Raw genomic sequence first — 24,253 nt, 5'->3', positions numbered from 1 at the left:
ATACTATAACACAGGCTATTCGCCTAATGCCCGCGAGCGCATGAGTGAACGTATCAATGAGAAGCCTAGCGAAGCACTCAGGTGTTCAGCAGTATCTTTCAAGGCACGGGTCGTTTGAAAATCAGGCGTTTTGCCTGCGATTATCACCCAGTTTTTGCTGCCCGTCAGCACGGTGCGAATGTCGGTAAAGTGTGCGCGTAAGGCATCGCGTAACAAGGGATCTTCGCGCTGTTCTGTCCAGCAATTCATTACTAGCCAGCCGTCTTCCTTGATATTGGCGGCACAGCGGGCGATAAAATCGGCACGCAATTGCACATGATCCACGCCATCACCGTGGTAGAGGTCGGCGAATACCACATCAACTTTGCGTATTTCCGCGCTGTTCAGAAAGTCGTCGGCATCTTGTTGGATGATTTGCAGGCGTTTGCTGCGCGGCATTTGGAAAAAACGCTGGGCAACGTCGATGACGGTGGCGCGTAGTTCCACAGCGGTAATGTGAATGCCGGGGATGTGGCGGTGCAGGGCAGTGACCAAACTGCCGCCACCTAAGCCTAAAATCAGTACCCGTTTTGGTTGGCAAAACAGCAATACCAGCAACATGGCTTGGGTATATTCGTATTGCAATACATGCGGGGTAGCTTTCAGGCAACGGCTTTGTTCGTCGTTGGGCGCAAAGGCGAGAATGCGGCATTCGCCATCATCCAGCACGGTGATTGTGCCGAATTCGTCTTCGCTGTGGTGTAAGGTTTGGATGTTTACTTGCATAATCTCGAAAGTATCACAAAACAGGAAAGCATATGCACCCGCCAGAAGCCGAGGGCGTTATTAAATTTACCTTGTCATACACCGCGAGTGACGCAGGATTGGATTGTCCTGATTTTGACGCGCTCAATCACAGCCGTAGTTTGTTGTGGCAATGGGGTGTATTGGGGCAGGATGCTGCGCGGTACGGTGGTTTGGGTTACGGCAATGTCAGTGTGCGCACGGTGACGCATGAAGTGCAGGGCGCGTTTGTGATTACGGGAACGCAAACAGGGCATCTACCAATCTTGACTGCCCAACACTATGCGCAAGTGTTGGCTTGCGATGTCCAGCACCATTGGTTGCAGGCGGTTGGGGCGCGTAAACCGTCGTCGGAAGCCATGACCCACGCGGCAATTTACCAGTGTGTGCCGATGGCTAACGCGATTATTCACGGGCATCATCCCCAGCTTTGGCAGCAAGCGCAGGCGCTGGGATTGACGTGTACGGCAGCCGATATTCCCTATGGCACGCCACAAATGGCGCAGGCGATGCAAGCTGTATTGCGGGATACTCAGCCAGCGCTTAATACGGTTGTGATGTTGGGGCATGAGGACGGTTTTATCACGTGGGGTGAAAATCTTGCTGAAGCGGTTGCACTGGTGCGCCAGTTGTTACAGGATGCGGCGCATATTTAATAGCAAACACAAGGAGCGAGCCTGATGTCATTGGGACCAGTCATGCTGGATTTAGCCGGTACGGCGTTGAGTGCTGAAGACCGTGAGTTGTTGCAACATCCCGCCGTCGGGGGCGTGATATTGTTTGCGCGTAATTACCAGAATCCGGCGCAATTGGCGGCGTTGACGGCGGCGATTCGAGCAGTGCGTGAACCGCATTTGCTGGTGGCGGTGGATCAGGAAGGCGGGCGCGTGCAACGGTTTCGGGAAGGTTTTCAGCGTTTGCCGCCTGCGGGGTATTACGCAGCGTTATACCAACAGTCACCGGCGGCAGCGAAGCACGCGGCGCAACGCATGGGCTGGTTAATGGCATCTGAGTTGCAAGCGGTGGGCGTAGATTTCAGCTTTGCGCCCGTGTTGGATATTGATCGTGGCTTAAGTCGGGTCATTGGTGATCGTGCTTTCGGGCAGCAAGCGCAACCGGTAATGGCATTGACCGGCGTGTGGATGCAGGGCGCACGTTTGGCAGGCATGGTGTCGGTTGGCAAACATTTCCCCGGTCATGGTGGCGTGACGGCGGATTCGCATGAAGCCTTGCCGTGTGACGAGCGCCGCTGGGAAACCTTGTGGGCGGAAGACATTGCCCCATTCGGGCATTTGATTGCACAAGGCTTGGAGGCGGTGATGCCCTCGCATGTGGTGTATCCGTGTGTGGATGATGTGCCAGCAGGATTTTCGACGCGCTGGTTGCGCGGTATTTTGCGCGGGCAAATGGGCTTTCAGGGGGCAATTTTCAGCGATGCCTTGGATATGGCAGCAGCGGCAGCCGCAGGTGATTTTGTCGGGCGGGCAAAAGCCGCGTTGGCGGCGGGTTGCGACCAGTTGTTGATGTGTAATAACCGTGCGGCAGCCGTTGCGGTGGTGGAAGCGCTGGCGGATTATCGCGATCCGGCAGCGCAAGCGCGGTTGGCGCGTTTATACAGCCGCCATTTCACGCCGTTGCAACATGCCCAACAACAACCGTATTGGGCTGATGCGGAAGCGGTATTGGCACAATTTGCGACCGATACCGCTTCTGGCATGACACTGGCGTATGACCCGACCACACGTGGCGGCACAGTGCTGTAGGCGTTATTCTTTCAGTTTGATAAGCAGATGCCCTTCTTGTACCTGAATGTTTTCGACGCCAGCGGCAAAGGATTGCCAGAAACCGGCATTACCGCCAAATTCGTTGACCAGATCCACATTTTTCAGATTGCCAAGCCAAGCATTGGGCACGGGTACGCCCCAAACACTGACGCCTTTGAGCTTGATAATCGGCTTATTGTTTGCGTAAGCCAATTCCATGCCTGCATTTACTTTGAGCGTTTTACCGCCGATAAACGGGAAGTCGGGGTCAAGTGGCAGCAAGATTTTGGCGCTGGCGAGGTTGTCCGCGAGGTCAATCACGGCTTTCTCTGCCATGTCGGTGTTTTTTGCCAGCAAGGCGTTCAGCTCTTTTTCGGTTAGCGAAATTTCACGGCTTGCGCCTGCTTCGGTGTAGGGTTCTGGGGTGAGGTCATCCGAGGGTAAATGGAGATGTTGGAGTTTTTGCTCCAAAACGGTGGTTTCATGCTCATTGAGAGTGACAGGTTTAAACGGTTTGGGGAATAAAAAGTACTGTACGACCCACAGCGTAACGCTGACGGAGATGAATACGGTTAATAAAATCACGCCAACGACGTGTAAGCACCCAATTTTTGTTTCCGAGCTTGTTTCCATTTATGCTCCAGCAAGAATAACGTACAGCCCTAGGTGGCTGTTCCATTGTAAGCGTTTAGCATAAAAACATCTGGCTGGGCTTGTGGAAATCTGCCAGAGTTTATTATTTAGCGATTAACGGGCGGTAGTATGTCGGAATTTGCTCTAATCCGCGAATATTTTTTGTGGCAACCTGTGCCGGATAATGTGCGGGTCAGTGTCGGGGATGATGCGGCAGTGTTGGTGTTACCAACGGATAAGGAATTGGTGGTGTCAGTCGATACGTCCAATGTCGGGGTACATTTTCCGTTGGATACGCCGCCGCACGCCATTGGTTATAAGGCGTTGGCGGTGAATTTGAGTGATTTGGCGGCAATGGGGGCGGAACCGGCGTGGTTTACCTTGGCGCTTTCCCTGCCTGCTGCGGATCAATCTTGGGTGGCAGAATTCACGCGCGGAATGCGGGAATTGGCGGAACAACACGGCATTTTTTTGATTGGGGGCGATACGACTCGCGGTGCACTGAGTATTACCATTCAGGTAATGGGTTGGGTGCAGCCGGGTAGGGCGTTATTGCGACGTGGGGCGCAACACGGTGATCTGATTTGTGTGTCTGGCACGTTAGGCGATGCGGCAGCAGGTTTGGCGATTGTGCAGCAACGTTTGGCATTACCAGCGGCGGCAGCGGCGTTTTGTGTGCAACGTTTGAACTATCCCACCCCGCGTATGATGTTAGGGCAGCTTTTGCGTGGGTTTGCGACGGCTTGTATGGATATTTCTGACGGGTTGTTGGCAGATTTGGGGCATATCTTAACCGCTTCTGGGGTGGGGGCGCGGTTACAACATCAAGCACTGCCTTTTTCACCGGCATTACAACAGCTTACGTTGGCAGAAAGGTTGAACTTTGCACTGAGGGGTGGTGATGATTACGAGTTATTATTTACCATCCCCAAACAGTACTTAGGTGAGGTGCAGAAAGTGGCTAATAACTATCATATTCAGGTTACAGTTATCGGGGAAGTGGATGATAATCAAGCGGGTTTGTCCGTAGATTATGCCTTTTCTGATAAACGGCAAGGTTATGAACATTTTTCTTGAGAATGGTCTCTTGTTTGGGAACCTTCACAAACATACCATTGTCTATCAATACAACAATCACTTAGCACTTGGGGCTTGGACTTATGAACAATCAAATGAAAATGGGCGCAGTTGCGCTGACTTTAGCAACCTTGATGGCTGGCTGTGCACCTGTGCCTAACGCTAATACGCAAGCAGGCGCAACCACGGGCGGCGATTACGCGCCTTATAACAGCAACACTTACGGTACGACTACCGGGGGTACCGATTACGGTTACGGCACTACCACCGCACCGCCTGCTAACACCGGAACCACTTCCAACACGTCTTATTATGATTATGGTGCTGGCAGTGCTTCGACCGGTTCTTCTTATGGCAGTGGCTCTGCTGGTTCTGGTACTGGCTCTACCGGTAGTTATTACGACTACACTGCCCCTGGTGGCTCATCGTCCGGTGGTGGCTATAGCAATTCTGCTGGTGGTTCTTTTGCGGTGCAAGTGGTTGCCAGCCAAAACAGGGGAACGGCTGAAGCGATGCGTAGCCAGATGCAATCCGCAGGCTTCAATGCCGTGGTTGATCAAGTTGGCGGCTATTACAAAGTCCGCGTGCCCTTCAGCAGCGAGAGCGAAGCCAAAGCCAATTTGAGCCGCATCCGTTCCAGTGTGCCGGATGCTTTCTACACGGTTCGTTAACCGTTTGATTGTGCCGCAATGCCCCTTGTTGAAAGGGGCATTGCGCACTTCGTAACCCTAATTATCCCGTTCTTCCGCTCGCTGCACGCTTTATTTAAACATAAATGCTAAAAATCGACGTATATAAATCATCTGAGATTTTTATACGTCATGAAACGAATTGCCCTATTACCCCACTTTGCTTTGTTTGCCTTATTACTGTTCGCCAATGGGGTGCAGGCTGGTTTATACCGTTGGGTGGATGCCGCAGGTATGGTGCATTACTCGGATGTTGTTCCCCCTTCTGTCGAAAAGCAGGGTCATGACCAGCTCAATAAGCAAGGCATGACGGTGCAAACCTTTCCGGCAGCACCAACCGAGGAAGAGATTGCCGCAGGCAAACGCCGCGAAACCTTGGCAAAACTGCGGGACGCCATGGATAATAAGCAACAAGAGCAAGATGATCACTTACTGGCTAATTATGCCGATGTCGCTGAACTTGAGGCGGTTTTCCACAGCAAGTTGGCGGTACTGGATAAAAATACCCAATCCATTGCGGAACGCCGCGAGTCCCTGGAAGCCAAGTTAGCGGTGGTCAGGGAGCAAACCCGTAAAGTCGCCGAGCCTGAGCAACGTGAAAAACTCAGGGGTTACATTCATGATGCTGAAAACACTCTGGCGGCTTACGACCACGCCTTGCAGGAAAACCAAACCGAGCAAGACCGTCTGCGCCAGCGTTATGAAAAAGACCGGGAACGCTTGAGTAAATTACTCAAGGTGTCACCATCGTCCCCACGCCCTGATCCGTCAACAGTTCCAGCAATAATGCGTGCGGCACTCGACCATCAATAATACTGGCGCTTTTCGCCCCTGCTGAAATCGCATCCGTAGCACACGCGAGTTTGGGTAACATGCCGCCTTGAATCGTGCCGTCGGCGATCAAGTTCTGAATGTCTGCCTGACTCAGGGTTTCTATCAAGACACCTTGCTTGTCGAGTACACCGGGGGTATTCGTTAGTAACAACAAACGTTCGGCATTTAAAACTTCCGCCATTTTGCCCGCCACGATGTCAGCATTGATATTGTAACTCGTGCCGTCACGCCCTACGCCAATGGGGGCAATCACGGGGATGAAACGGTCTTCTTCCAACATGCGCACCACACTGGCATCAATCTCAGTGACTTCGCCGACGTGTCCGAGGTCAATGATTTCAGAGGGTTGGTTTTCGGCGGCTTTGCGTTCCAGTACCAGCTTGCGGGCAATGATCATATTGCCATCTTTGCCGGTCAAACCAATCGCGCGTCCGCCTGCCTGATTGATCATATTGACGATTTGCTTATTGACCAAACCACCTAGCACCATTTGCACTACATCCATCGTTTCGGCATCAGTGACGCGCATTCCATCCACGAAATGGCTTTCCTTGCCGATTTGCTTGAGCAAGTTGCCGATCTGCGGGCCACCGCCGTGAATAACCACCGGGTTAATCCCCACTTGTTTAAGCAGCACGATGTCGCGGGCAAAACTTTGTTGCAATGCTGGGTCGGTCATGGCATTGCCGCCGTATTTGACCACAATGGTTTTGCCGGAATATTTTTGGATGTAAGGGAGTGCTTCCATTAGAATGGATGCAGTATCATGGGACTTACTGCTCATGGTTACGACCTTGTTCGTTTGAAAAATATAAGCATTGTACCGCAGTTATCATTACTTGTTGTAAGTAGTAACCACTTCGCTAGTCAATTGCCAGTCAATTGAGGGAGTGGTCTTTTTTGCTTTAGGAGAGAAATGATGAGTCGAGATGTTGTTGTATTAAGCGCCGTGCGTTCTGCGATTGGTGCATTCGGTGGTTCATTGGCAGATATGGATGCCAGTGAGTTAGCGGGCGCGGTTATGAAGGAGTCTGTGGCACGTTCTGGTGTGGATCCGCAAGAAATTAGCTATGTGACGGTGGGTAATTGTATCCCTACCGATTCTCGCTATGCTTATGTATCTCGCGTGGCGTCGATTCAGGCGGGTTTGCCGATGGAATCGGTAGCGATGCAAGTGAGTCGTTTGTGTTCATCCGGTTTGCAGGGGATTGTGACTACCGCACAAAACATTATGTTGGGTGATGCCGATTACGGTATTGGTGGTGGTGTTGAGGTGATGTCCAAAGGGGCATACATGTTGCCAGCCCTGCGTTCTGGGGCACGTATGGGTGATACCAGCGCAATTGACAGCATGGTCGCCGTGCTGACTGACCCATTTGGCGTTGGGCATATGGGGATTACCGCTGAAAACTTGGCAACTAAATGGAATATCAGCCGTGAAGACCAAGATGCATTCGCGCTGGAATCTCAACGTCGGGCGGCGGCAGCGCAAGCGGACGGTCGTTTTGTGTCACAAATCGTGCCTATCGTGAAGAAAACGCGCAAAGGCGATGTAATCTTTGATACTGACGAACATCTCAAACCGAATACTACGTTGGAATCGTTGGCGAAAATGCGTCCTGCCTTCAAAAAAGACGGTTCGGTAACTGCCGGTAATGCGTCTGGTATCAACGATGGCGCGGCGTTCTTCGTCCTGGCAGCGGCTGATGTGGCGCTGAATGCGGGTCACAAACCGATGGCACGTTTGGTGTCTTATGCCCTCGCAGGTGTTCCCAACGACATCATGGGTGAAGGTCCGATTCCAGCGTCTAAATTGGCGCTGAAAAAAGCCGGTTTGAAACTGGATCAAATGGATGTTATTGAATCCAACGAAGCGTTTGCAGCGCAATCTTTAGCAGTGGCTAAAGGTCTGGAATTGGATCTGGCGAAAACCAACCCGAACGGCGGTGCGATTGCCTTGGGTCATCCGGTCGGTTGTTCAGGGGCATTCATCGCGACGAAAGCCGTGTATGAATTGCAACGTACCAATGGCAAGTACGCGCTGGTGACGATGTGTATCGGTGGTGGTCAAGGTATTGCGGCGATCTTTGAACGTCTCTAAGCTTTAAGCGCTCTGTAAAAAGAAAGCCACAGGCGTTGCTTGTGGCTTTCTTGTATCTGGGAATGAAGCGCTTAAGCGTTTTCGTCGTCAGAATGCTTGATGTAAACCTTGTAGTTGTCTTTGAAATCACGCAGGTTATCGCCGAGCATGTGGCGGAATTGTTTGCTGAGGTAATCCATCGTGTCGTCAGCGTCTTCGATGAATTCTTTGCGGTCAATGGACGAAGCAGCGACCACGAAGGTATTGAAACGCGCCGCTGCATACAACATGGCAGCGCCGACCTTGCCTAAATCGCTGGTATCGACCGAGGTATTCGCCAACTCAATAAATTTCTCTGCCAAGTCCCAGAATTCCGGGTCATTGTCTTGCGAATTGCTTTGTTTCTTGCTCATGTGGTGAGAATCCTTGAGGGTAAGGGGAGCAAGATTAAAACGGCAATGCCTCCGGGGTCAATTGCAGGCGTTGAATATCGGCACGAAACAGGGCGCGGATGGCTTCTAAGCGTTCCGGCGTATCGGCTTCAAAGCGCAAGGTAATGGTGGGGCTGGTATTGGAGGCACGTGCCAAACCCCAGCCGTCGGTGTATTCGGCACGCATTCCATCGAGCGTAATCAAACGTTGCGCCTGTAATTGCTGATGCTGCATCCATAGCGCCATTGCCACCCCGGCAGATTCGTAGGAGGCAAAGTAAACCTTGTGTTCCGGGGTACTGAAACCTTCGGGGATGCGGGCGAACACTTGCGCGGGGGGCGCGGTTTCCTGCGCCAACACTTCCAGCAAACGCGCGGCAATGTACATGCCATCGTCGTATTCCATGCCGCGATCGCGTAGCACAATATGCCCACTGAATTCGCCGCCCAACACTGCATTGTGTTCACGGATGTATTTTTTCAGCAGGGAATGCCCGCTAATGCACATGCCGGGAATGCCGCCTGCATCACGAATGGCTTGATCCAAGCGATAGGTGCATTTCACATCATAGGCAACGGTGCGCCCCCGCTGCTGTGGCAGGATTGCTTGTGCCAGCAGGGTGAGGATACGATCAGGCCAAAGGATATGCCCGTTACCATCGACGGCAATCAAGCGGTCGCCGTCGCCATCAAAAGCAATGCCAATATCCAGCCCTTGTTCACGTACCAAGGTTTGCAGCGCTTGCAGATTCGCAGGTTGCGTCGGGTCGGGGGAATGGTTGGGGAAATTGCCATCGACGTCACAAAACAGCGGGTGGACTTCGCAACCCAAATCGCGGAAAAAATGTTCTGCCAATAATGCGGTAGCGCCATTGCCGCAATCCAGCCCAATGCGCAAGCGGCGTTGCAGGTGGATTTGCTGGCACACGGTGTGTTGGTACGCGCTCAGAATACTGGCGGTTTGCACACTGCCCGCGTCGGGCTGATGCCAGAGTTCGCCGCGCATAATGCGTTCATACAAGCGTTGAATTTGCTCGTTGTACTGGCATTCACCGTTAATCACAATTTTAATGCCGTTTTGGTCGGGCGGATTGTGGCTGCCGGTGATCATCACCCCGTGCGGCGCAAGCCCGGACTGCACGGCGAAATACAACACCGGCGTTGGCACTAAACCCACATCGGTGACGTGACAACCCGCCGCCATCAACCCTTCAATCGCCGCTTGCGCCAAGGTGGGGCTGGAAAGCCGCCCATCGCGCCCAACCACCACTGCTTGCTCACCCCGCTCACGCAATTCCGAGCCGATGGCTTGCCCAATCATGCGCACACTGTGTTCGGTGAGGTTGTCGGCATACACGCCGCGCACGTCGTAAGCACGGAATAAGGAATGCGAAACGAGCGGTTGTGGAATACTCATGGTTTAGTGCCTACCGGAATGCCCAAAACCGCCTTCACCACGGTGCGATTGATCGAAATCGTTAACCTGTTGCAGCGCGACTTGCACTACCGGCACAAACACCAATTGCGCAATGCGTTCGCCCGGTTGAATCGTGAAACTGGCACTGCCCCGATTCCAGCAGGAAATGAATAATTGCCCTTGGTAGTCCGAATCAATCAAACCGACCAGATTCCCCAGCACAATCCCGTGTTTATGCCCCAACCCAGAACGCGGCAAAATGACAGCAGCCAACGTTGGGTCGCCAATATGAATCGCAATCCCGGTTGGAATCAGTTCTGTGTTCCCCGCAGTCAATACCAGCGGTGCATCTAAACAAGCACGTAAGTCCATTCCCGCTGAGCCATTGGTGGCATATTCAGGCAGGGGAAATTCAGTGCCAATGCGTGGGTCGAGGATTTTGTATTCAATCGTGGTCATGTGTCGGTTGCTTCCGTTGCAGGTATTGGGCTGCCACTAATTGCATCAAAGCGACAGCCAGTTGGTGTTTATCCATTTCAGGCAGGGAGGTGTGCCCGTCTTTCCACACCACTTCGCGTCTTATTCGATTGTTTGATCTATACCAATTTGTTTTGCAATCTCCCAATGCTCAAAAAACAACCCAAGCATTTTTGCATGAGCTAAAGCACCAAATACAATTTGGTTCCAGTTTCCCTCATGACGGCGAGCATAATAGGGTTTTCCAGTGAACAGGAATGGTGGCATGTCTTCAACAAAGTATTTCTGTGTCCGGTAATCAGAATCTATCTCCGCGAAGGTAACATTCGGGGGTGCTAATTTGACAAAAACAGTCCAATCGCCTCCTCCCCGTGACATACCCGCATGGTCGGCATACTCATGCCAAACCATGATGTCATCATCCAGCAATTTTCGGTGCAGGATACGTCCCCGGAATTTTGAGGCTGAGTACCCCTCAAACCCAAGGGGAAACAGGATGCCATCCAGCAACTGGCGTATCTGACCCAGCGTAACCTTGTCAGGGGGGGGGAACTTGTCTATCTCTGGCTGGTAGAGCCTGATCTCCTGCTCCTGTTGGTTTTTGAGTGCCAGTATGTACTGACTTTTAACTTCAAAGTTCTCAAAGCCGAATTGGTAGTCCCTAATACCGTTGGGATCAAAAGTGTTCAGAGCGATTGCTTCATACGACCCTGTATGAGGTAGATTGAACTTCTCTGAATCCAGTGTATCGATCAGCCAACTGATGTATTCAGACTGGTAGCGGGAATGTTTACGGTCTGTCCTATAGGTTTTACCTGAGACTTCCATATCCATCCCCCAAAAGCCCATGCGTTCACGGGTACGTTCCAATTTATAATACGCATAGCTTTTTTCTTGGGAACCACGAACACGCATGTTTTCAATGTGCGACAGCATCATGTCAGGGATCAGAAAACCGGCATCCTTGAATCCTTGTTGCATGGCAGGGATTTGGCCTGAGAACCTCAATAATTTGTCAACAGTGTCCATCGTTTGTCCTTTGATCAATACGCAAACCGTCCAAGACCGGGCAAAGGGAGGGCGGGAACGGGGGGACCATTACGGAGCATGTCCCCTACGGCATCATACCCTGAATATGACGAGTCATAATAAATCATACCACCCCCTTCATTGTAATAGGAGAAGTCCATGTCAAATCCGGGCAGGGTGAGGGTGTCCCCAACATTCAACCCATCCAGATTCCCTCCTAGAACCAGACCACCAGATAAGACATAGGAGGCAAGCTGGGCAGGGCCTGTTGCATGACCATAAATGCTGTTGGGCTTGATTTCCCAAACTTCATTTGAGGCGGTATTGGTTAGATCAACCCGTCCTGTACCCGAACCAAAAAAGCCAGCGACATGATGCTTATTGCCATCCTGATCCACCCATCTTCCCCTGTCAGCAATAAGGTTTGAATCACGCCCGGTCAGGTATGCCTGCAACCGTTGGTGGGCAAGTTGTCCTTGTCGGAAAACTCTCCACCAATTTCTTTCGTCATTAAACAAATGCACCATGGCGGCACTGAGCGCTCCATCGGCGAAGCTGCCGCCGCTGGCTTGCGCTGCCAACCCACCGAATACAGCAGCAATCACAGAACGGCTGACAATGTTGCCGCCGCCGTGCGCCAGCATGTCACCCGCAGGCGATAGCCCACCCGCTACTGCACCCACCATGCCCGAACGGAAGTTGCCACCACGTAGCTGTGTGATTAGCCCTTGGCTAGCGCCGTGCGCCAATAAGCGCATGTTGCCAAAAGGCGAAGCATCACCCCAAGCATAGCCGAATGCACCTCCATGCCCGACAAATCCGGCGACACCTGCGCCGATTCCGCCCCAAAATGCGCCCTGTACCGCCCCTTGTAACGAGCCGGTGCTGACCAGACCGCCCACAAACCCGGCGGCAGCTCCCCGCATAATGCTGATGGCAAGGCTACCTGCTCCCGGTAATAATGCTTGTATCGCAATGTTGGCCACCAGCGTGAAATTGTCACGTATCCAACCCGCTGCCTGACGGATGGAGTTGGTGAAGTCTTCCCAACGGTCACTGAGCCAGCTATGCCCGCTGGGGTCGGTGTACTTCAAGGGGTTGTTCAACACGTAAATATGGCGGTTGTAGCTGTGCATTAGCCCAGCATCGGGGATTAGCGTGTCAGCACTGAGAAAGCGCCCGATTTCCGGGTCATACAACCGCGCATTCATGTCGATTAGACCGAGGCCGTCGAGGTGTTCATGCCCGGTGAAACCTTGTGCTGTCCATGCCTTTTGGTCAGCATCCATACCGAAAGTCACGCTGCGCTTGCCGAACGGGTCGTAATTCAGCCGCTGGATTACCTTACCGGAGCCATTGGTCAGCGTGTCCACATTGCCGAGAGCATCATGGTGCAGGTAGCGCATTTCATCCGGTGTTTTTACGCCGTTTTTCAAGGTGCGTACCTGAATCGCCACTACTTTGTCACCCACGTACAAGGAGTGTTTGTATTGCGTCAGACGGTCGTTCACCCCCACATCCGAATACGTCACTTGGAACGCGGGGCTGACGTTTAATGCTTATCTTTTTTTCTAGAAATCAAATGTACTAATGTATAACCAAACCCCGGAAGACATCCCCACTCAACAACAAAAGGAATCCACCATACGGAAGTTAAATCCAGTGGGATAACCAAAAAGGACAAACAACCAGAAATTCCACCAATTAAGGGTATCCAGCTAGATACTCTCCCTTTCATCATTCGACTTAATATAGAACTCCAATTAATTATAAATATCCAACAGAAGAGAAAAAAAAGAAAACATCCACCAATCCACTGTATATAAAGCATCGAACAATTCCTCTCTTCAACTAGGGTGTATATTTTCTCTGTCCCAACACCCCTTTAATGTAACCATCAATTCCCCAACCCTTTGGCCACTGAATCGTACTCCTAGGAACAGAAAAAGAAGCACCAGAGTTAAAACTAGCAAACTCATTCCCTACTCCAGGTTGCCATTTCCCAGACCAAAAATAGCTCCATACATTCTTTCCACCCTTCATTACCCAGTCCCCAGACTGCAAACCTGGTCTTCCCCACCTTGAAACCGTCATCATGCTAGAACTGGCACGATATGTTGCAAAGCTTGCTATTGCTCCACCAGATACCCATCCGGCTGGAATTATTATTGCCAGAGCCTCCGCTTCCGTTGCCCCTTGTTGAATCTTCCATTGACGCCATTCTTCTAATTCAACAGGTGACATCGCTTCAACCTCTGCACTTTCTTGAGCAGCCTCTTCCCTCCAATTCGCGGCTTCGTCATTAAACAAATGCACCATCGCGGCACTGAGCGCTCCATCGGCGAAGCTGCCGCCGCTGGCTTGCGCTGCCAACCCACCGAATACAGCAGCAATCACAGAACGGCTGACAATGTTGCCGCCGCCGTGCGCCAGCATGTCACCCGCAGGCGATAGCCCACCCGCTACTGCACCCACCATGCCCGAACGGAAGTTGCCACCACGTAGCTGTGTGATTAGCCCTTGGCTAGCGCCGTGCGCCAATAAGCGCATGTTGCCAAAAGGCGAAGCATCACCCCAAGCATAGCCGAATGCACCTCCATGCCCGACAAATCCGGCGACACCTGCGCCGATTCCGCCCCAAAATGCGCCCTGTACCGCCCCTTGTAACGAGCCGGTGCTGACCAGACCGCCCACAAACCCGGCGGCAGCTCCCCGCATAATGCTGATGGCAAGGCTGCCTGCTGGCCCTAATGCCGCTTGTATCGCAATGTTGGCTACCAGTGTGAAATTGTCACGTATCCAACCCGCTGCCTGACGGATGGAGTCGGTGAAGTCTTCCCAACGGTCACTGAGCCAGCTATGCCCGCTGGGGTCGGTGTACTTCAAGGGGTTGTTCAACACGTAAATATAGCGGTTGTAGCTGTGCATTAGCCCAGCATCGGGGATTAGCGTGTCAGCACTGAGAAAGCGCCCGATTTCCGGGTCGTACAACCGTGCATTCATGTCGATTAGACCGAGGCCGTCGAGGTGTTCATGCCCGGTGAAGCCTTGTGCTGTCCATGCTTTCTGGTCAGCATCCATACCGAAAGTCACGCTGCGCTTGCCGAACGGGTCGTAATTCAGCCGCTGGATTACCTTACCGGTGCCATTGGTCAGCGTGTCCACATTGCCGAGGGCATCATGGTGCAGGTAGCGCATTTCATCCGGTATTTTTACGCCGTTTTTCAAGGTGCGTACCTGAATCGCCACTACTTTGTCACCTACGTACAACGAGTGTTTGTATTGCGTCAGACGGTCGTTCACCCCCACATCCGAATACGTCACTTGGAACGCAGGGCTGACGTTTAGCACAGTCTCGCTCTTGCCAGTTGTTCCCGTCACCTGCTTGATGCGTTGCTGGTTGGCGTCGTACAGGAACGTGCTGCTGGTGTTGGTTTTGGCATTATTGATTTGGAGCGGCTGGTTGAAGCTTGACCATGAGCTAATGGTGTTATCGCCCGCCTGCTTCATATTGCCATTGGCATCATAGGTGTACGACTTTTTCACCCACGCTGATTTCATTAACGATCGCAGTTGTGTCGGTTTGAGCGGGTCATACACCAAATCACCAGCATTAGTCTTATAATCAAGGTTGCCATAATTATCGTAATCGTACTGCTCATTGAAGCCACTTTGCCCACTGTCTGTGGTGCGAGTAGCTGTCATTAAACGGTCATAAACTGGGTCGTAAGTGTAAATATCGCTATACCCACTCACATTATCCCGGCGGTTGCTGACATTGCCGACCGCATCATAAGTGTATTCCAAATCCCGTAACGCACCTGTCCAGTAGCCATCCAGATCAGTCGTGACGTGCTTCAAATAGCCACTGTACGGGTCAAATTCGCGCCGCGTCACCAGACCATTACCCGCAACTTCGCCAGACAGCCTGCCCAGCGTGTCATAGCTGGTTGCTGCCCATAGCACGACCATGTTATCAGTTGTCTGCAAAGCGGCTGACAATTGACCAGAGGCTGCTTGGTAGTCTTTCAACTTCAACTCAAGTTCACGGAGCTTTTTAGTTTCTTGCTTTGCTTTTTCGTAGTACTCCAAAGCCAATTGCTTATTATCGTTTGCTTGTTGTTGATAAGTAACGCTAGTGCTTTCCTTGTCTTTCGCTTGGCTAGTTTTATCACTGGCTGTTTTAGTTTCTTGAGCTACAAGCGTTTGATATTGAATGGCTTTGTTCAGGTAAAATTGAGCGACATTCAGATACGATGGAGCTGCACCATCCACAAATACTTTGGGTATCTCAGTAATATAAGGGAACCTCTAAAAACCCACTGATACCCACACAAATGTGAGAAAATGCTCATCTGAGCCACCGCCCCGTTACTAGCCATGCCCAAGAAAAGTGCCATCAAAACCAGTCTGTTTGCCGCCGAAGAGCGTGAACAGAAACTCGACCGCAAGGGCGACCTGCTGTCCACGCTGAACCAGCACGTCAACTTTGTCGCCTTGGCAGCAGAAATCGACCACATCGCCCCACGCCCAAGTGACAAGCGAGGAGGCCGTCCACCCTACCCAACGGAACTGATGGTACGGGTCTTGGTGTTGCAACACCTGTACAACCTGTCGGACGAGGCATTGGAATACCAATTGCTTGACCGGCTGTCGTTCCAACGGTTTTGTGGCCTGCGTCATTCCAGCACGATCCCGGATGCCAATACCTTGTGGGTATTCCGTGAACGGATCAGTGCGGCAGGTGGTGCGGATGCCCTGTTTGATGCCGTCCAACGGCAATTACAACAACACGGTTTTATTGCCCGTGGTGGTCAAATCGTCGATGCCACGCTGGTGGAAGCCCCTAAACAACATTTCCACAAAGAAGAAAAAGCGCTGTTGGAACAAGCGGCAACACCCGCTGGCTGGACACCTGCCCAACGTCGCCAAAAGGATACGGAAGCAAGCTGGACGAAAAAACACGGCAAAAGCTACCACGGCTACAAACTCAGTATCAGTGCCGATCGGAAATACAAACTCATCCGCAAACGCCACATCAGCACCGCCAAAGAGCATGACACCAACCATTTTGAAGCGGTGCTTGACCGAGCCAACACCAGCCGTGACGTATGGGCGGACAAAGGTTATGAAGACCAATCCCGTGAACAACGCCTCAACCAAGGTAGCTGGCGGTTACACATCCAGCACAAAGCCAAGAAAGGCAAGCCGCAATCCGACTGCCAGAAACGCCGCAACACCCGCATCGCCAGACCCCGCGCACGGGTTGAGCATGTGTTTGGGTCAATCTGTGCGATGGGTGGCAAAGCCATCCGCAGCATTGGGTTGGCACGGGCAGTATTCGGCCTCAGCATCAAAGCAACCGTGTATAACCTGCGTCGGCTCTGTTCGCTCAGAGAGGGCGGAGTTGTGCCCATTTGATGGAGAAATTCCCGAAAAAACAGCAAAAATGCGGAAAAACAACCTGATTGTGGCTTGGTGTGCTAAAAATTGAGATGGGTTGGTGTTTTTTTAACAAAATGCCGATAGGCCAACGCTAACCGTTGCAATACGCCGGGTTTTTAGAGGTTCCCTAAGTTGAATTCTCACCGTACTGATAAGCACCGTTAAGTTCTTTGAGAAATTTAAGAATTTTAGTACTTTCTTTTGTGGCTGTTGCATTCAGAAAGTCCATCTGACGCTTATGGTCTGCTGCCAATATTAATAATTGTTCTGCCGCCTGTCGCAAAATTTTAGCTTCATCAGAAAACTGACCAGATTCTTTATCCAATAAGTCTGCATTTTGTTGGTAGGTTGTCGCCTTGCCAATATACAGCAAATAAGTGCTGGTCTGTGCTTTGATTTGCTGATTTAGCTTGCCAACTTCTACAGCAAGTTTTTGAACGGTCACCAATACCTGCCCCGCACTATAATCCCAAATATTTTCCTTGGGGATGCTAATACGTTTTAGATAACCTGTATCACTGTACTCGCGCATAATGAAAACATTATCAGGATAGGATTCCATCATAGGGCGGCTATATTGGTCATAGAACAAACTGGAGGTAAAAGTTTCACCATCAATAGTGCGGCTGGTTTTAGATGCACGCCCTAACATGTCGTAAGTGTAAACAGTTTGACTACTTTTATTGGCTTCCTTCGCCAACTTACCTTTGCCGTATAAAGCCGTGTCATAAGTCCATGAGGCTGTATCATCTATGGCAGAGCGTTTCACCATGCGCCCTAAGATATCATATTCCATAATAGATATTTGACTCTTGGCATCTTTCTGCCAATAAAGCTCACCAAAAGCATTCGACTTATATTCCCAATATCCCATTGCTGGGTCTTTCATCGCCGATTTATTACCAAGAATGTCGTAAGTAATTTCAATTACCTGCCCATTTGTATCTGTCTTGCGCAAATTGCCAATGCCATCATAAAAATGAGAAATAGTAGATGCGTCATTAGCTTCTGCAATTCGGGCTGGTTTATTCAATGCGTTGGTAGTGGTTGAGCGGCTACGCCCATTTGCATCTGTAACTGTAGTAGTCAGTCCATTATAATCATAGCGGGTAATATTAGAATTACCATCTTCTGACGGTCTTTTCAGTTCAATGATGCGTCCAATATCGTCATACTGGCTAGTTACTTGATAGCTATTGTCACCTGCGAATTTACCTTCTTCGTAAGGCGGGGTAGTGGATACCAATAAACCACGGGCATCATAGACATTATCTTGAAAAATTTTCTCCCCGTTGAAACCCAATGTTTGTGTATGTACTTCACGCCCCAGTCCATCATACCAGACGGTAGTAGGAGAACTGCCACTACTGGTTTCTGTTATCATGTAAACACTGTGATCATCCATTCCATAATTTGCTGGATAGTTCGATTTCCAAGCATAGTTCCAAATCGTTTGGGTATTATCAGACCGCGTTTCCTTTATCTTTCGACACAGGCTGTCGTACTCTAAAATAGTCTTTAGTTTATTGGCATCAATATGTATTGCAGGAAGACCACTGCATCGAGTATGTGGCGTAAACGTTTCAATGTGATTTAATGCATTAGTTTTTGAAACAAGGAATAGCCCACTCTGATCATCATATTTACTGCTGGCAGTACGCGAAACTTGTGCTTTGCCATCCCAACCATTGAGCGTTACTTTGGTACGATTGCCAAATGCATCGTATTCAAACGTACTTTTTAATGAATAGTAAGTATTATTTGGCTCAATAGTTTCAGTCCAAAGAGCACCTGATGGGTAGTAAGTAAAGCTGGTTTTTCGAGTTATTACTGGAAGCACTGCTGGGTTTTCATGAGTGACTGTCACCGTTTCTGGCTTTCCCAATAACCAGTTAGTAACGTCATTTTTATAAATCGTTGCCGTAATTTTAATATTTTTATCAATGCCTAAAATGGTTTCGGCATCATTAACTATAGTAATTAATCTAGCATTGCCATAAGTATCATACTGATCATAGGTAGTGATTTTAGACGTGGTTTTTAATCCGTTTTTATAATCACGATTGATTTCGATTACTTTTTTTGGCATTCGGAATTTACTATTAGTAGCAATGCCAGAAAATACTTGCCATTCAGTATATGTACTCTGAACTACAATATCTTTTACAATCAGATTTACTTGATAAGCAAGCCCATTTCTATCTTTGTCTTGGTGGTAGCTACTACGTATTATTTTTCCATCTGACTCGTCAAGCTGATCAATTACGGAAAAGCTACGGATACCTTCTTTTTGGTCATACCTTAACCCTCTGTAAAAGTAAGAAATCTTCTTTAAACCTCCCACGCCATTACTGCTAGCAATCGCTTTAACCACCCTTTGATTAGGCTGAACGTCTATAAGTCCAAGACGCGATTGACCATCTTTTGCATAGACGGCAGGATTAGATAAGAACCCATACTCAATTTCAGTGATATTGCCATATCCTGTCGTTACTCTTCTGAGTAATGCAGGCTCTTGTGGAGCAGCTAGCCCACAAGTAATACCCCCTTGAATACCTCGATAACAAAAGTCAGCATTACCATCAGCATTTATATCTGCCAAACGCACAGGCAGATGTCCTTTATTTGTTTTAGCATTAGGTAAATCAATAGTGCCTGATCCATAGCGGAGAGGCGCATAAGGTTGTAAATTAGAAAAACCACCACCCCAATTAATACCACATCCAAAACTATAGCCAGACATTTCTACGCATAAATCAGATCGACCATCATTATTAATGTCATGTAGCATTAAACTTCTGCGACCTGCTGCATTGTCTATCCATCCACCATTGATACCAGCATCAGCCCATTTTCTTGGAGGCTCAAAGGCTCTCCCTGTATTTATTGAACACTTGTATTCATTACCTTCACGCCAGCAAGTGTCCGGTAAGCCATCTGCATTCAAATCACTGTAGCGAAAAGTATCTTGAAATGTTTTATCGGCTACTAAATTGCCTAACAATAAAGCATAACTTACCATCTCGGAATAAATAGGCTGTTGTGAAGAATTATATCCTGTATGCAATGAGCAATAAAATCCGTTAATAACCATCGTCGAACCACCAACGACTCTTTTTATTCCTGCACCACACAAATCCGTTAGCCCATCACCATTGATGTCTACAAATCCAATAGTAGTGTTCCCAATATTTTGAGCTGGCTTTATATTCCAACCCCACTCACCACTACTTGCCTTGAATTTGTTAAGGAAACCGAAACTACCATTGTAGGCACAATACATGCCGCTTTCATTGATTTCACAAATATCCGGTAGTTTGTCATTATTAAGATCAATGATGCGTACCATTTGACTTCGATTGAATTGTGATGACCAGGTCGTGCTTGCCGAAAACCCAGAACCATTATTCAGTCCACACTGAATATTAGTTTCACTTTGTATACAGTAGTCGGGATAGGTATCATTATTCAAATCAATCAATACAAGTGTTTCTGCCGAATCAGGATGATTAGAGAAACTCCCCAAAGAAACACTCCACCTTGCACCAGCCACGTCACAGAATAGACCATTTTTTAAATAACAAACATCACTTCTGCCATCTTGGTTGAGATCAGCCATAGTAAATGAGGCAAAACCAGTATCATTGCCAATATCTATTTCATTAACAATCCTAGGATTGCCAGTAGCTTGCCATTCAAATGTCGTATCAGGAGAACAATTACCGCTCCCATCGCAAAGGGATATTCGACTTACACGGCTAAAGCCGTCCGCATTGGCTTCATAATTCAATTGATACTGATGTAAAAGGTTTTCCTTAGTAGATACATTAATCTTCGAGACACGTTGCGATAGTGTTTTAATATCACCGAACTGATAAGATGAAGATGTATCATTACGCCCTTCATAAATTAATTGCAACTCATGAATGCTCCAGCGAATTTTACTCAATACTGAAACACCAGTACCTGCAAGCTGATTATATTCGTAATTAACAATACCCTTAAATCGATCTCGTTTTTGATTGATACGCCAAGCTAGTATTGCGTTACTATTTGTGGCACTGGTGATTCTGGCATCTGTAGTATTGCCGTATTCCTGTATAAAACCATCTTTGGTATAGATCAGCCAATAAGTCCCGGTGAATATTATTTTACTGAACGATTCAGTTGCTGTTCGGTATGACCCATCACTTACCAACAGTAAACGCTGTCCATCCAGACAATAACGGTCTTTATTTGTGAATGTTACGCCACCATCAACTCCATCATACTCTTTACTGGATGGACAACGTGAAATGGTTGAAAGACCACCTAATTGAAAACCAACACCCATAATTCCATTACTACCAGCCGGTGTATACTCCAAAGAGATTTTTGGTGAAATTCCGTTTGAACCAACGGGGACATCAATAGGTAGTGACCAATTCAATTGACCTTGGTTGGTACTGGCATTCCCTTCTAATGAATTTACTAATTGCCCTGCATAAATAGAGTCACACGAAACAATTAATAAAAAAACGATGCAAAGATGCACAACATCTGAAATAAAAAATTGACGTTTCACCTTAATATCTCCAGCTATGGGATGGTTTTATTATTGAATAGGTTGCGAGAGATATTGAATGCTTTTCTGAACAATATCGATATTCTCCTTCACTTGCTTAAGTTCTGGATCAGTAATGTCAGTGTTTTCCGATAATACAACTAAATTTTTAATACTATGTTTATCACTAAGTTCAGCAATTAGCTTATCCGTTTGCTGAATAAGGTTTTCTGCCTCATCCTGTTTACTAAAAGAATCCGATTTTTCAAGCGTCTGAGCTTGTTTCTGTAGATCTTGGGTCATTTGGGTAAGTCCATCATTCAATTGCTGAACTTCAGGGGGTAATATCTCACTGACTATAACTCGTCCATCAGCAGCACGCTGTTCTGGTTTAACCTTACCTGCCTCACCTAAAACTGATTGTCCTTTTTCTAACTCCAATGAAGAAAATATCGGTGGTGATATTGGATCAATACGCACTGCTGTAAAGTCAGGCAGTAATTTGCCATGCTGATTTGGAAAAAAGACATATAGCCCCGTGATAAAACTAAGGATCAAAGATCCCCCCATAAACCAGACTTTGTTCATGACAAGCCCCGAAAGAAAATAACATCGATCAGTTGACGGATGCGTTTGATTGATTAGTTAACACAAATACTATCCCATAATGGCTAATTGATCAATAGTTTTATTTATTAGTATTTAAGTACTCAGGCATAAGTTTCCCGGAACTTTACAAAATTAACTTATTGATTTGTAAAGAGTGGTTTTTCCGAAAAACTTCTGTATGAGTACTTAGATCAATCAAATTAAAATATTCTTGACAAAACCTAATCAAGCTGGAGTGTTATCAGGCAATCAAATGCCTGATAACACTCCAGCCAACAGCAATCATCAATAATTGAGGTGGTCGCAAAACTCGGTTTAATCGCAAGCACAGCGGTTTTGTAGAATCCGGTTTCAGCTTGATAGCGATTTTACGGCGGAAAGCTCTTCTCCCCCGTGCGAGAGAGGGGCGAGAGGCATCATTCCCGCTGAGCCATTGGTGGCATATTCAGGCAGGGGAAATTCAGTGCCAATGCGTGGGTCGAGGATTTTGTATTCAATCGTGGTCATGTGTCGGTTGCTTCCGTTGCAGGTATTGGGCTGCCACTAATTGCATCAAAGCGACAGCCAGTTGGTGTTTATCCATTTCAGGCAGGGAGGTGTGCCCGTCTTTCCACACCACTTCGAGCGCATTGGTGGGTTGGTCGAAGGCTTTGCCATTCGCCACCGAATTCGCGGCGATCATGTCGATGTTTTTGCGTTCCAGTTTGCTGCGGGCGTAGGTCATCAAGTCGTGGGTTTCGGCAGCAAAGCCTACGGTGAACAGGTGCGGGTATGTTTGTTTGATGGTAGCCAAAATATCGGTGGTGCGCCGCATTTCCAGATTAAGGGTAGCCGCGTTCTTTTTGATTTTACGGTCTGCCACGTTAATGGGGGTGTAATCGGCAACGGCGGCAGTGGCAATGAATACATCGGCTTGTTTCGCGGCTTCATGGGTGGCGTTGAGCATATCGGCTGCCGATTCGGTGATAACACGACTTACTCCAGCGGGACAATCTAACGCCACGTGCCCGGAAACCAACATGACTTCTGCCCCCATGCTGACCGCTGCTGATGCAACGGCGTAACCCATTTTGCCGGAGCTGCGATTGGTGAGAAAGCGCACCGGGTCAATCGCTTCGCGGGTAGGGCCAGCGGTGATTAAGACGCGCACCCCTTGCAACAATTGGCTGGTGGCACAACAGGTTTCCAGTTCACGCACAATGTCGGCGGGTTCGAGCATTCGCCCTAAGCCGTTGTCGCCACAGGCTTGTACGCCTTCAGCAGGACCAAACACCGTCACGCCGCGTGTTTGCAGGGTTTGCAGATTGTGCTGGGTGGCGGCGTGTTTCCACATTTGCTGATTCATTGCCGGGGCAACGATCACGCGGGCAGTGGAGGCAAGGCAAACCGTACTCAGCAAATCATCCGCCATGCCCCAGGTTAAGCGTGCCAAGGTATTGGCGGTGGCGGGTGCAATCAGAATCACATCTGCCCAACGTGCCAATTCGATATGCCCCATACCCAGTTCGGCTTGCGGGTCGAGCAATTCGGTATGCACCGGGTTGCCGGACAAGGCTTGCAGCGTTAGCGGGGTAATGAAGGCTTGGGCGGATGCGGTCATGCATACACGCACATTCGCGCCGCTTTTCACTAACAAACGTGTCAGTTCAGCGGATTTGTAGGCGGCGATACCGCCACTTATCCCTAAAAGGATGTTCTTACCAGGAAGGAATGCCATAAAATTTGTGTTCTAAACCCTTGAATTATACTCAACAATAAAAGCGAAACTCATGGCAATTACTGACTGGCCTCTTGATGAACGCCCGCGTGAGAAATTGATGTTACGCGGTGCACCAGCCTTGTCCGATGCCGAATTACTGGCAATTTTTCTGCGTGTCGGGGTCAAGGGCAAAACGGCGGTTGACCTCTCACGCGAACTGCTGCAAACGTTTGGTAGTTTACGGCAATTATTTGATGCAGACGCACAAAATTTTTGTGCAACGCACGGTATGGGCGAAGCCAAATACGTGCAACTGCAAGCGGTATTGGAAATGTCCAAACGTTACCTCAGTGAAAAAATGCGGCGCGGTGATGCGTTGAGCGACCCTGAAGCCGTGCGTTTTTATCTGACCTCCAAATTGCGCGATTACCGTTTTGAGGTATTCGCCTGCTTATTCCTCGATAATCGCCACCGGGTGATTCAGTACGAAGAGCTGTTTCGCGGCACGATTGACGGGGCAAGTGTACACCCGCGTGAAGTGGTGCGCCGTGCGTTGCATCACAATGCAGCCGCTATTATTTTCGCGCATAATCATCCTTCCGGCGTTGCCGAACCCAGTCAGGCGGATGAGCGCATTACCCAAAAGCTCAAGGATGCCCTGCATTTAATTGATGTCAGGGTGTTAGATCATTTTGTAATCGGCGATCAAGTAGTGTCGTTTGCCGAACGCGGGTTGTTGTAGAA

The 24,253-nt window shown here is 49.2% G+C and carries 21 protein-coding genes; 8 read left to right on the top strand and 13 right to left on the bottom strand.

Annotated features, from left to right (window positions below; genetic code table 11):
- Positions 1–15 precede the first annotated feature (15 nt).
- Positions 16–765, bottom strand: a complete 750-nt coding sequence (locus L2Y54_RS16920) for a spermidine synthase (protein WP_236497798.1) — start codon at positions 763–765, stop codon at positions 16–18.
- Positions 766–797: 32 nt separating this feature from the next.
- Between L2Y54_RS16920 and L2Y54_RS16915 the strand changes: the two genes are divergently transcribed.
- Positions 798–1,439 (top strand): class II aldolase/adducin family protein, encoded by a 642-nt coding sequence (locus L2Y54_RS16915; protein WP_236497797.1) that lies wholly within the window; start codon positions 798–800, stop codon positions 1,437–1,439.
- 24 nt (positions 1,440–1,463) lie between these two features.
- Complete coding sequence (gene nagZ / locus L2Y54_RS16910) at positions 1,464–2,546, top strand: beta-N-acetylhexosaminidase (protein WP_236497796.1); 1,083 nt, start codon at positions 1,464–1,466, stop codon at positions 2,544–2,546.
- Between the two features lie 3 nt (positions 2,547–2,549).
- Here the strand turns inward: nagZ and L2Y54_RS16905 are convergent, their stop codons facing one another.
- The gene (locus L2Y54_RS16905) at positions 2,550–3,179 is read right to left on the bottom strand and encodes an arginine N-succinyltransferase (RefSeq protein ID WP_236497795.1); all 630 of its coding nucleotides are present in this window, start codon (positions 3,177–3,179) and stop codon (positions 2,550–2,552) included.
- Positions 3,180–3,308: 129 nt separating this feature from the next.
- Between L2Y54_RS16905 and thiL the strand changes: the two genes are divergently transcribed.
- From thiL to L2Y54_RS16890, 3 genes are all read left to right on the top strand, one after another.
- Complete coding sequence (gene thiL / locus L2Y54_RS16900) at positions 3,309–4,256, top strand: thiamine-phosphate kinase (protein WP_236497794.1); 948 nt, start codon at positions 3,309–3,311, stop codon at positions 4,254–4,256.
- 83 nt (positions 4,257–4,339) lie between these two features.
- On the top strand, positions 4,340–4,927 hold the full coding sequence (locus L2Y54_RS16895; protein WP_236497793.1) for an SPOR domain-containing protein: 588 nt from the start codon (positions 4,340–4,342) through the stop codon (positions 4,925–4,927).
- 150 nt (positions 4,928–5,077) lie between these two features.
- A complete protein-coding gene (locus L2Y54_RS16890; protein WP_236497792.1) occupies positions 5,078–5,758 on the top strand; it encodes a DUF4124 domain-containing protein in 681 nt (226 codons plus the stop codon).
- Here the strand turns inward: L2Y54_RS16890 and argB are convergent.
- Positions 5,679–6,563: an acetylglutamate kinase gene (gene argB / locus L2Y54_RS16885; protein ID WP_236497791.1), complete on the bottom strand. Its 885-nt coding sequence runs from the start codon at positions 6,561–6,563 to the stop codon at positions 5,679–5,681. The genes L2Y54_RS16890 and argB overlap by 80 nt on opposite strands.
- A gap of 132 nt (positions 6,564–6,695) precedes the next feature.
- On the opposite strand from argB, the gene L2Y54_RS16880 reads away from it, so the two are divergent.
- The gene (locus L2Y54_RS16880) at positions 6,696–7,880 is read left to right on the top strand and encodes an acetyl-CoA C-acyltransferase family protein (RefSeq protein ID WP_311196203.1); all 1,185 of its coding nucleotides are present in this window, start codon (positions 6,696–6,698) and stop codon (positions 7,878–7,880) included.
- Between the two features lie 71 nt (positions 7,881–7,951).
- Here the strand turns inward: L2Y54_RS16880 and L2Y54_RS16875 are convergent, their stop codons facing one another.
- From L2Y54_RS16875 to L2Y54_RS16850, 6 genes are all read right to left on the bottom strand, one after another.
- Complete coding sequence (locus tag L2Y54_RS16875) at positions 7,952–8,272, bottom strand: DUF3144 domain-containing protein (RefSeq protein WP_236497790.1); 321 nt, start codon at positions 8,270–8,272, stop codon at positions 7,952–7,954.
- Between the two features lie 34 nt (positions 8,273–8,306).
- Positions 8,307–9,707, bottom strand: coding sequence for a phosphomannomutase/phosphoglucomutase (locus L2Y54_RS16870; RefSeq protein WP_236497789.1), 1,401 nt, complete (start codon positions 9,705–9,707; stop codon positions 8,307–8,309).
- Between the two features lie 3 nt (positions 9,708–9,710).
- Positions 9,711–10,166, bottom strand: coding sequence for a dUTP diphosphatase (gene dut, locus L2Y54_RS16865; RefSeq protein WP_236497788.1), 456 nt, complete (start codon positions 10,164–10,166; stop codon positions 9,711–9,713).
- 120 nt (positions 10,167–10,286) lie between these two features.
- A complete protein-coding gene (locus L2Y54_RS16860) occupies positions 10,287–11,213 on the bottom strand; it encodes a hypothetical protein (RefSeq protein WP_236497787.1) in 927 nt (308 codons plus the stop codon).
- A gap of 14 nt (positions 11,214–11,227) precedes the next feature.
- Positions 11,228–12,724: an RHS repeat domain-containing protein gene (locus L2Y54_RS16855; protein WP_236497786.1), complete on the bottom strand. Its 1,497-nt coding sequence runs from the start codon at positions 12,722–12,724 to the stop codon at positions 11,228–11,230.
- Positions 12,725–13,064: 340 nt separating this feature from the next.
- Positions 13,065–15,488: an RHS repeat-associated core domain-containing protein gene (locus L2Y54_RS16850; protein ID WP_236497785.1), complete on the bottom strand. Its 2,424-nt coding sequence runs from the start codon at positions 15,486–15,488 to the stop codon at positions 13,065–13,067.
- Between the two features lie 105 nt (positions 15,489–15,593).
- Here L2Y54_RS16850 and L2Y54_RS16845 point away from each other — a divergent pair, with 105 nt between their 5' ends.
- A complete protein-coding gene (locus L2Y54_RS16845) occupies positions 15,594–16,634 on the top strand; it encodes an IS5 family transposase (protein WP_236497348.1) in 1,041 nt (346 codons plus the stop codon).
- Positions 16,635–16,785: 151 nt separating this feature from the next.
- Here the strand turns inward: L2Y54_RS16845 and L2Y54_RS16840 are convergent, their stop codons facing one another.
- The 4 genes from L2Y54_RS16840 to coaBC form a co-directional block, all read right to left on the bottom strand.
- Positions 16,786–21,222: an FG-GAP-like repeat-containing protein gene (locus tag L2Y54_RS16840; RefSeq protein ID WP_236497784.1), complete on the bottom strand. Its 4,437-nt coding sequence runs from the start codon at positions 21,220–21,222 to the stop codon at positions 16,786–16,788.
- Between the two features lie 30 nt (positions 21,223–21,252).
- Complete coding sequence (locus L2Y54_RS16835) at positions 21,253–21,789, bottom strand: hypothetical protein (protein WP_236497783.1); 537 nt, start codon at positions 21,787–21,789, stop codon at positions 21,253–21,255.
- A gap of 372 nt (positions 21,790–22,161) precedes the next feature.
- Positions 22,162–22,317: a hypothetical protein gene (locus L2Y54_RS22005; protein ID WP_479688084.1), complete on the bottom strand. Its 156-nt coding sequence runs from the start codon at positions 22,315–22,317 to the stop codon at positions 22,162–22,164.
- Entirely contained in the window at positions 22,304–23,527 is a 1,224-nt protein-coding gene (coaBC, locus tag L2Y54_RS16825; RefSeq protein ID WP_236497782.1) for a bifunctional phosphopantothenoylcysteine decarboxylase/phosphopantothenate--cysteine ligase CoaBC, read from the bottom strand. The genes L2Y54_RS22005 and coaBC overlap by 14 nt, the downstream gene beginning before the upstream one ends.
- A gap of 52 nt (positions 23,528–23,579) precedes the next feature.
- Here coaBC and radC point away from each other — a divergent pair, with 52 nt between their 5' ends.
- The gene (radC, locus tag L2Y54_RS16820) at positions 23,580–24,251 is read left to right on the top strand and encodes a RadC family protein (RefSeq protein WP_202717689.1); all 672 of its coding nucleotides are present in this window, start codon (positions 23,580–23,582) and stop codon (positions 24,249–24,251) included.
- Positions 24,252–24,253 lie beyond the last annotated feature (2 nt).

The sequence above is a fragment of the Thiothrix winogradskyi genome (genome assembly GCF_021650935.1).
Taxonomy (GTDB): Bacteria; Pseudomonadota; Gammaproteobacteria; order Thiotrichales; family Thiotrichaceae; genus Thiothrix; species Thiothrix winogradskyi.
Note: the sequence above shows the minus strand (reverse complement) of the source record. Positions and strands in the feature narration are given on the sequence as shown.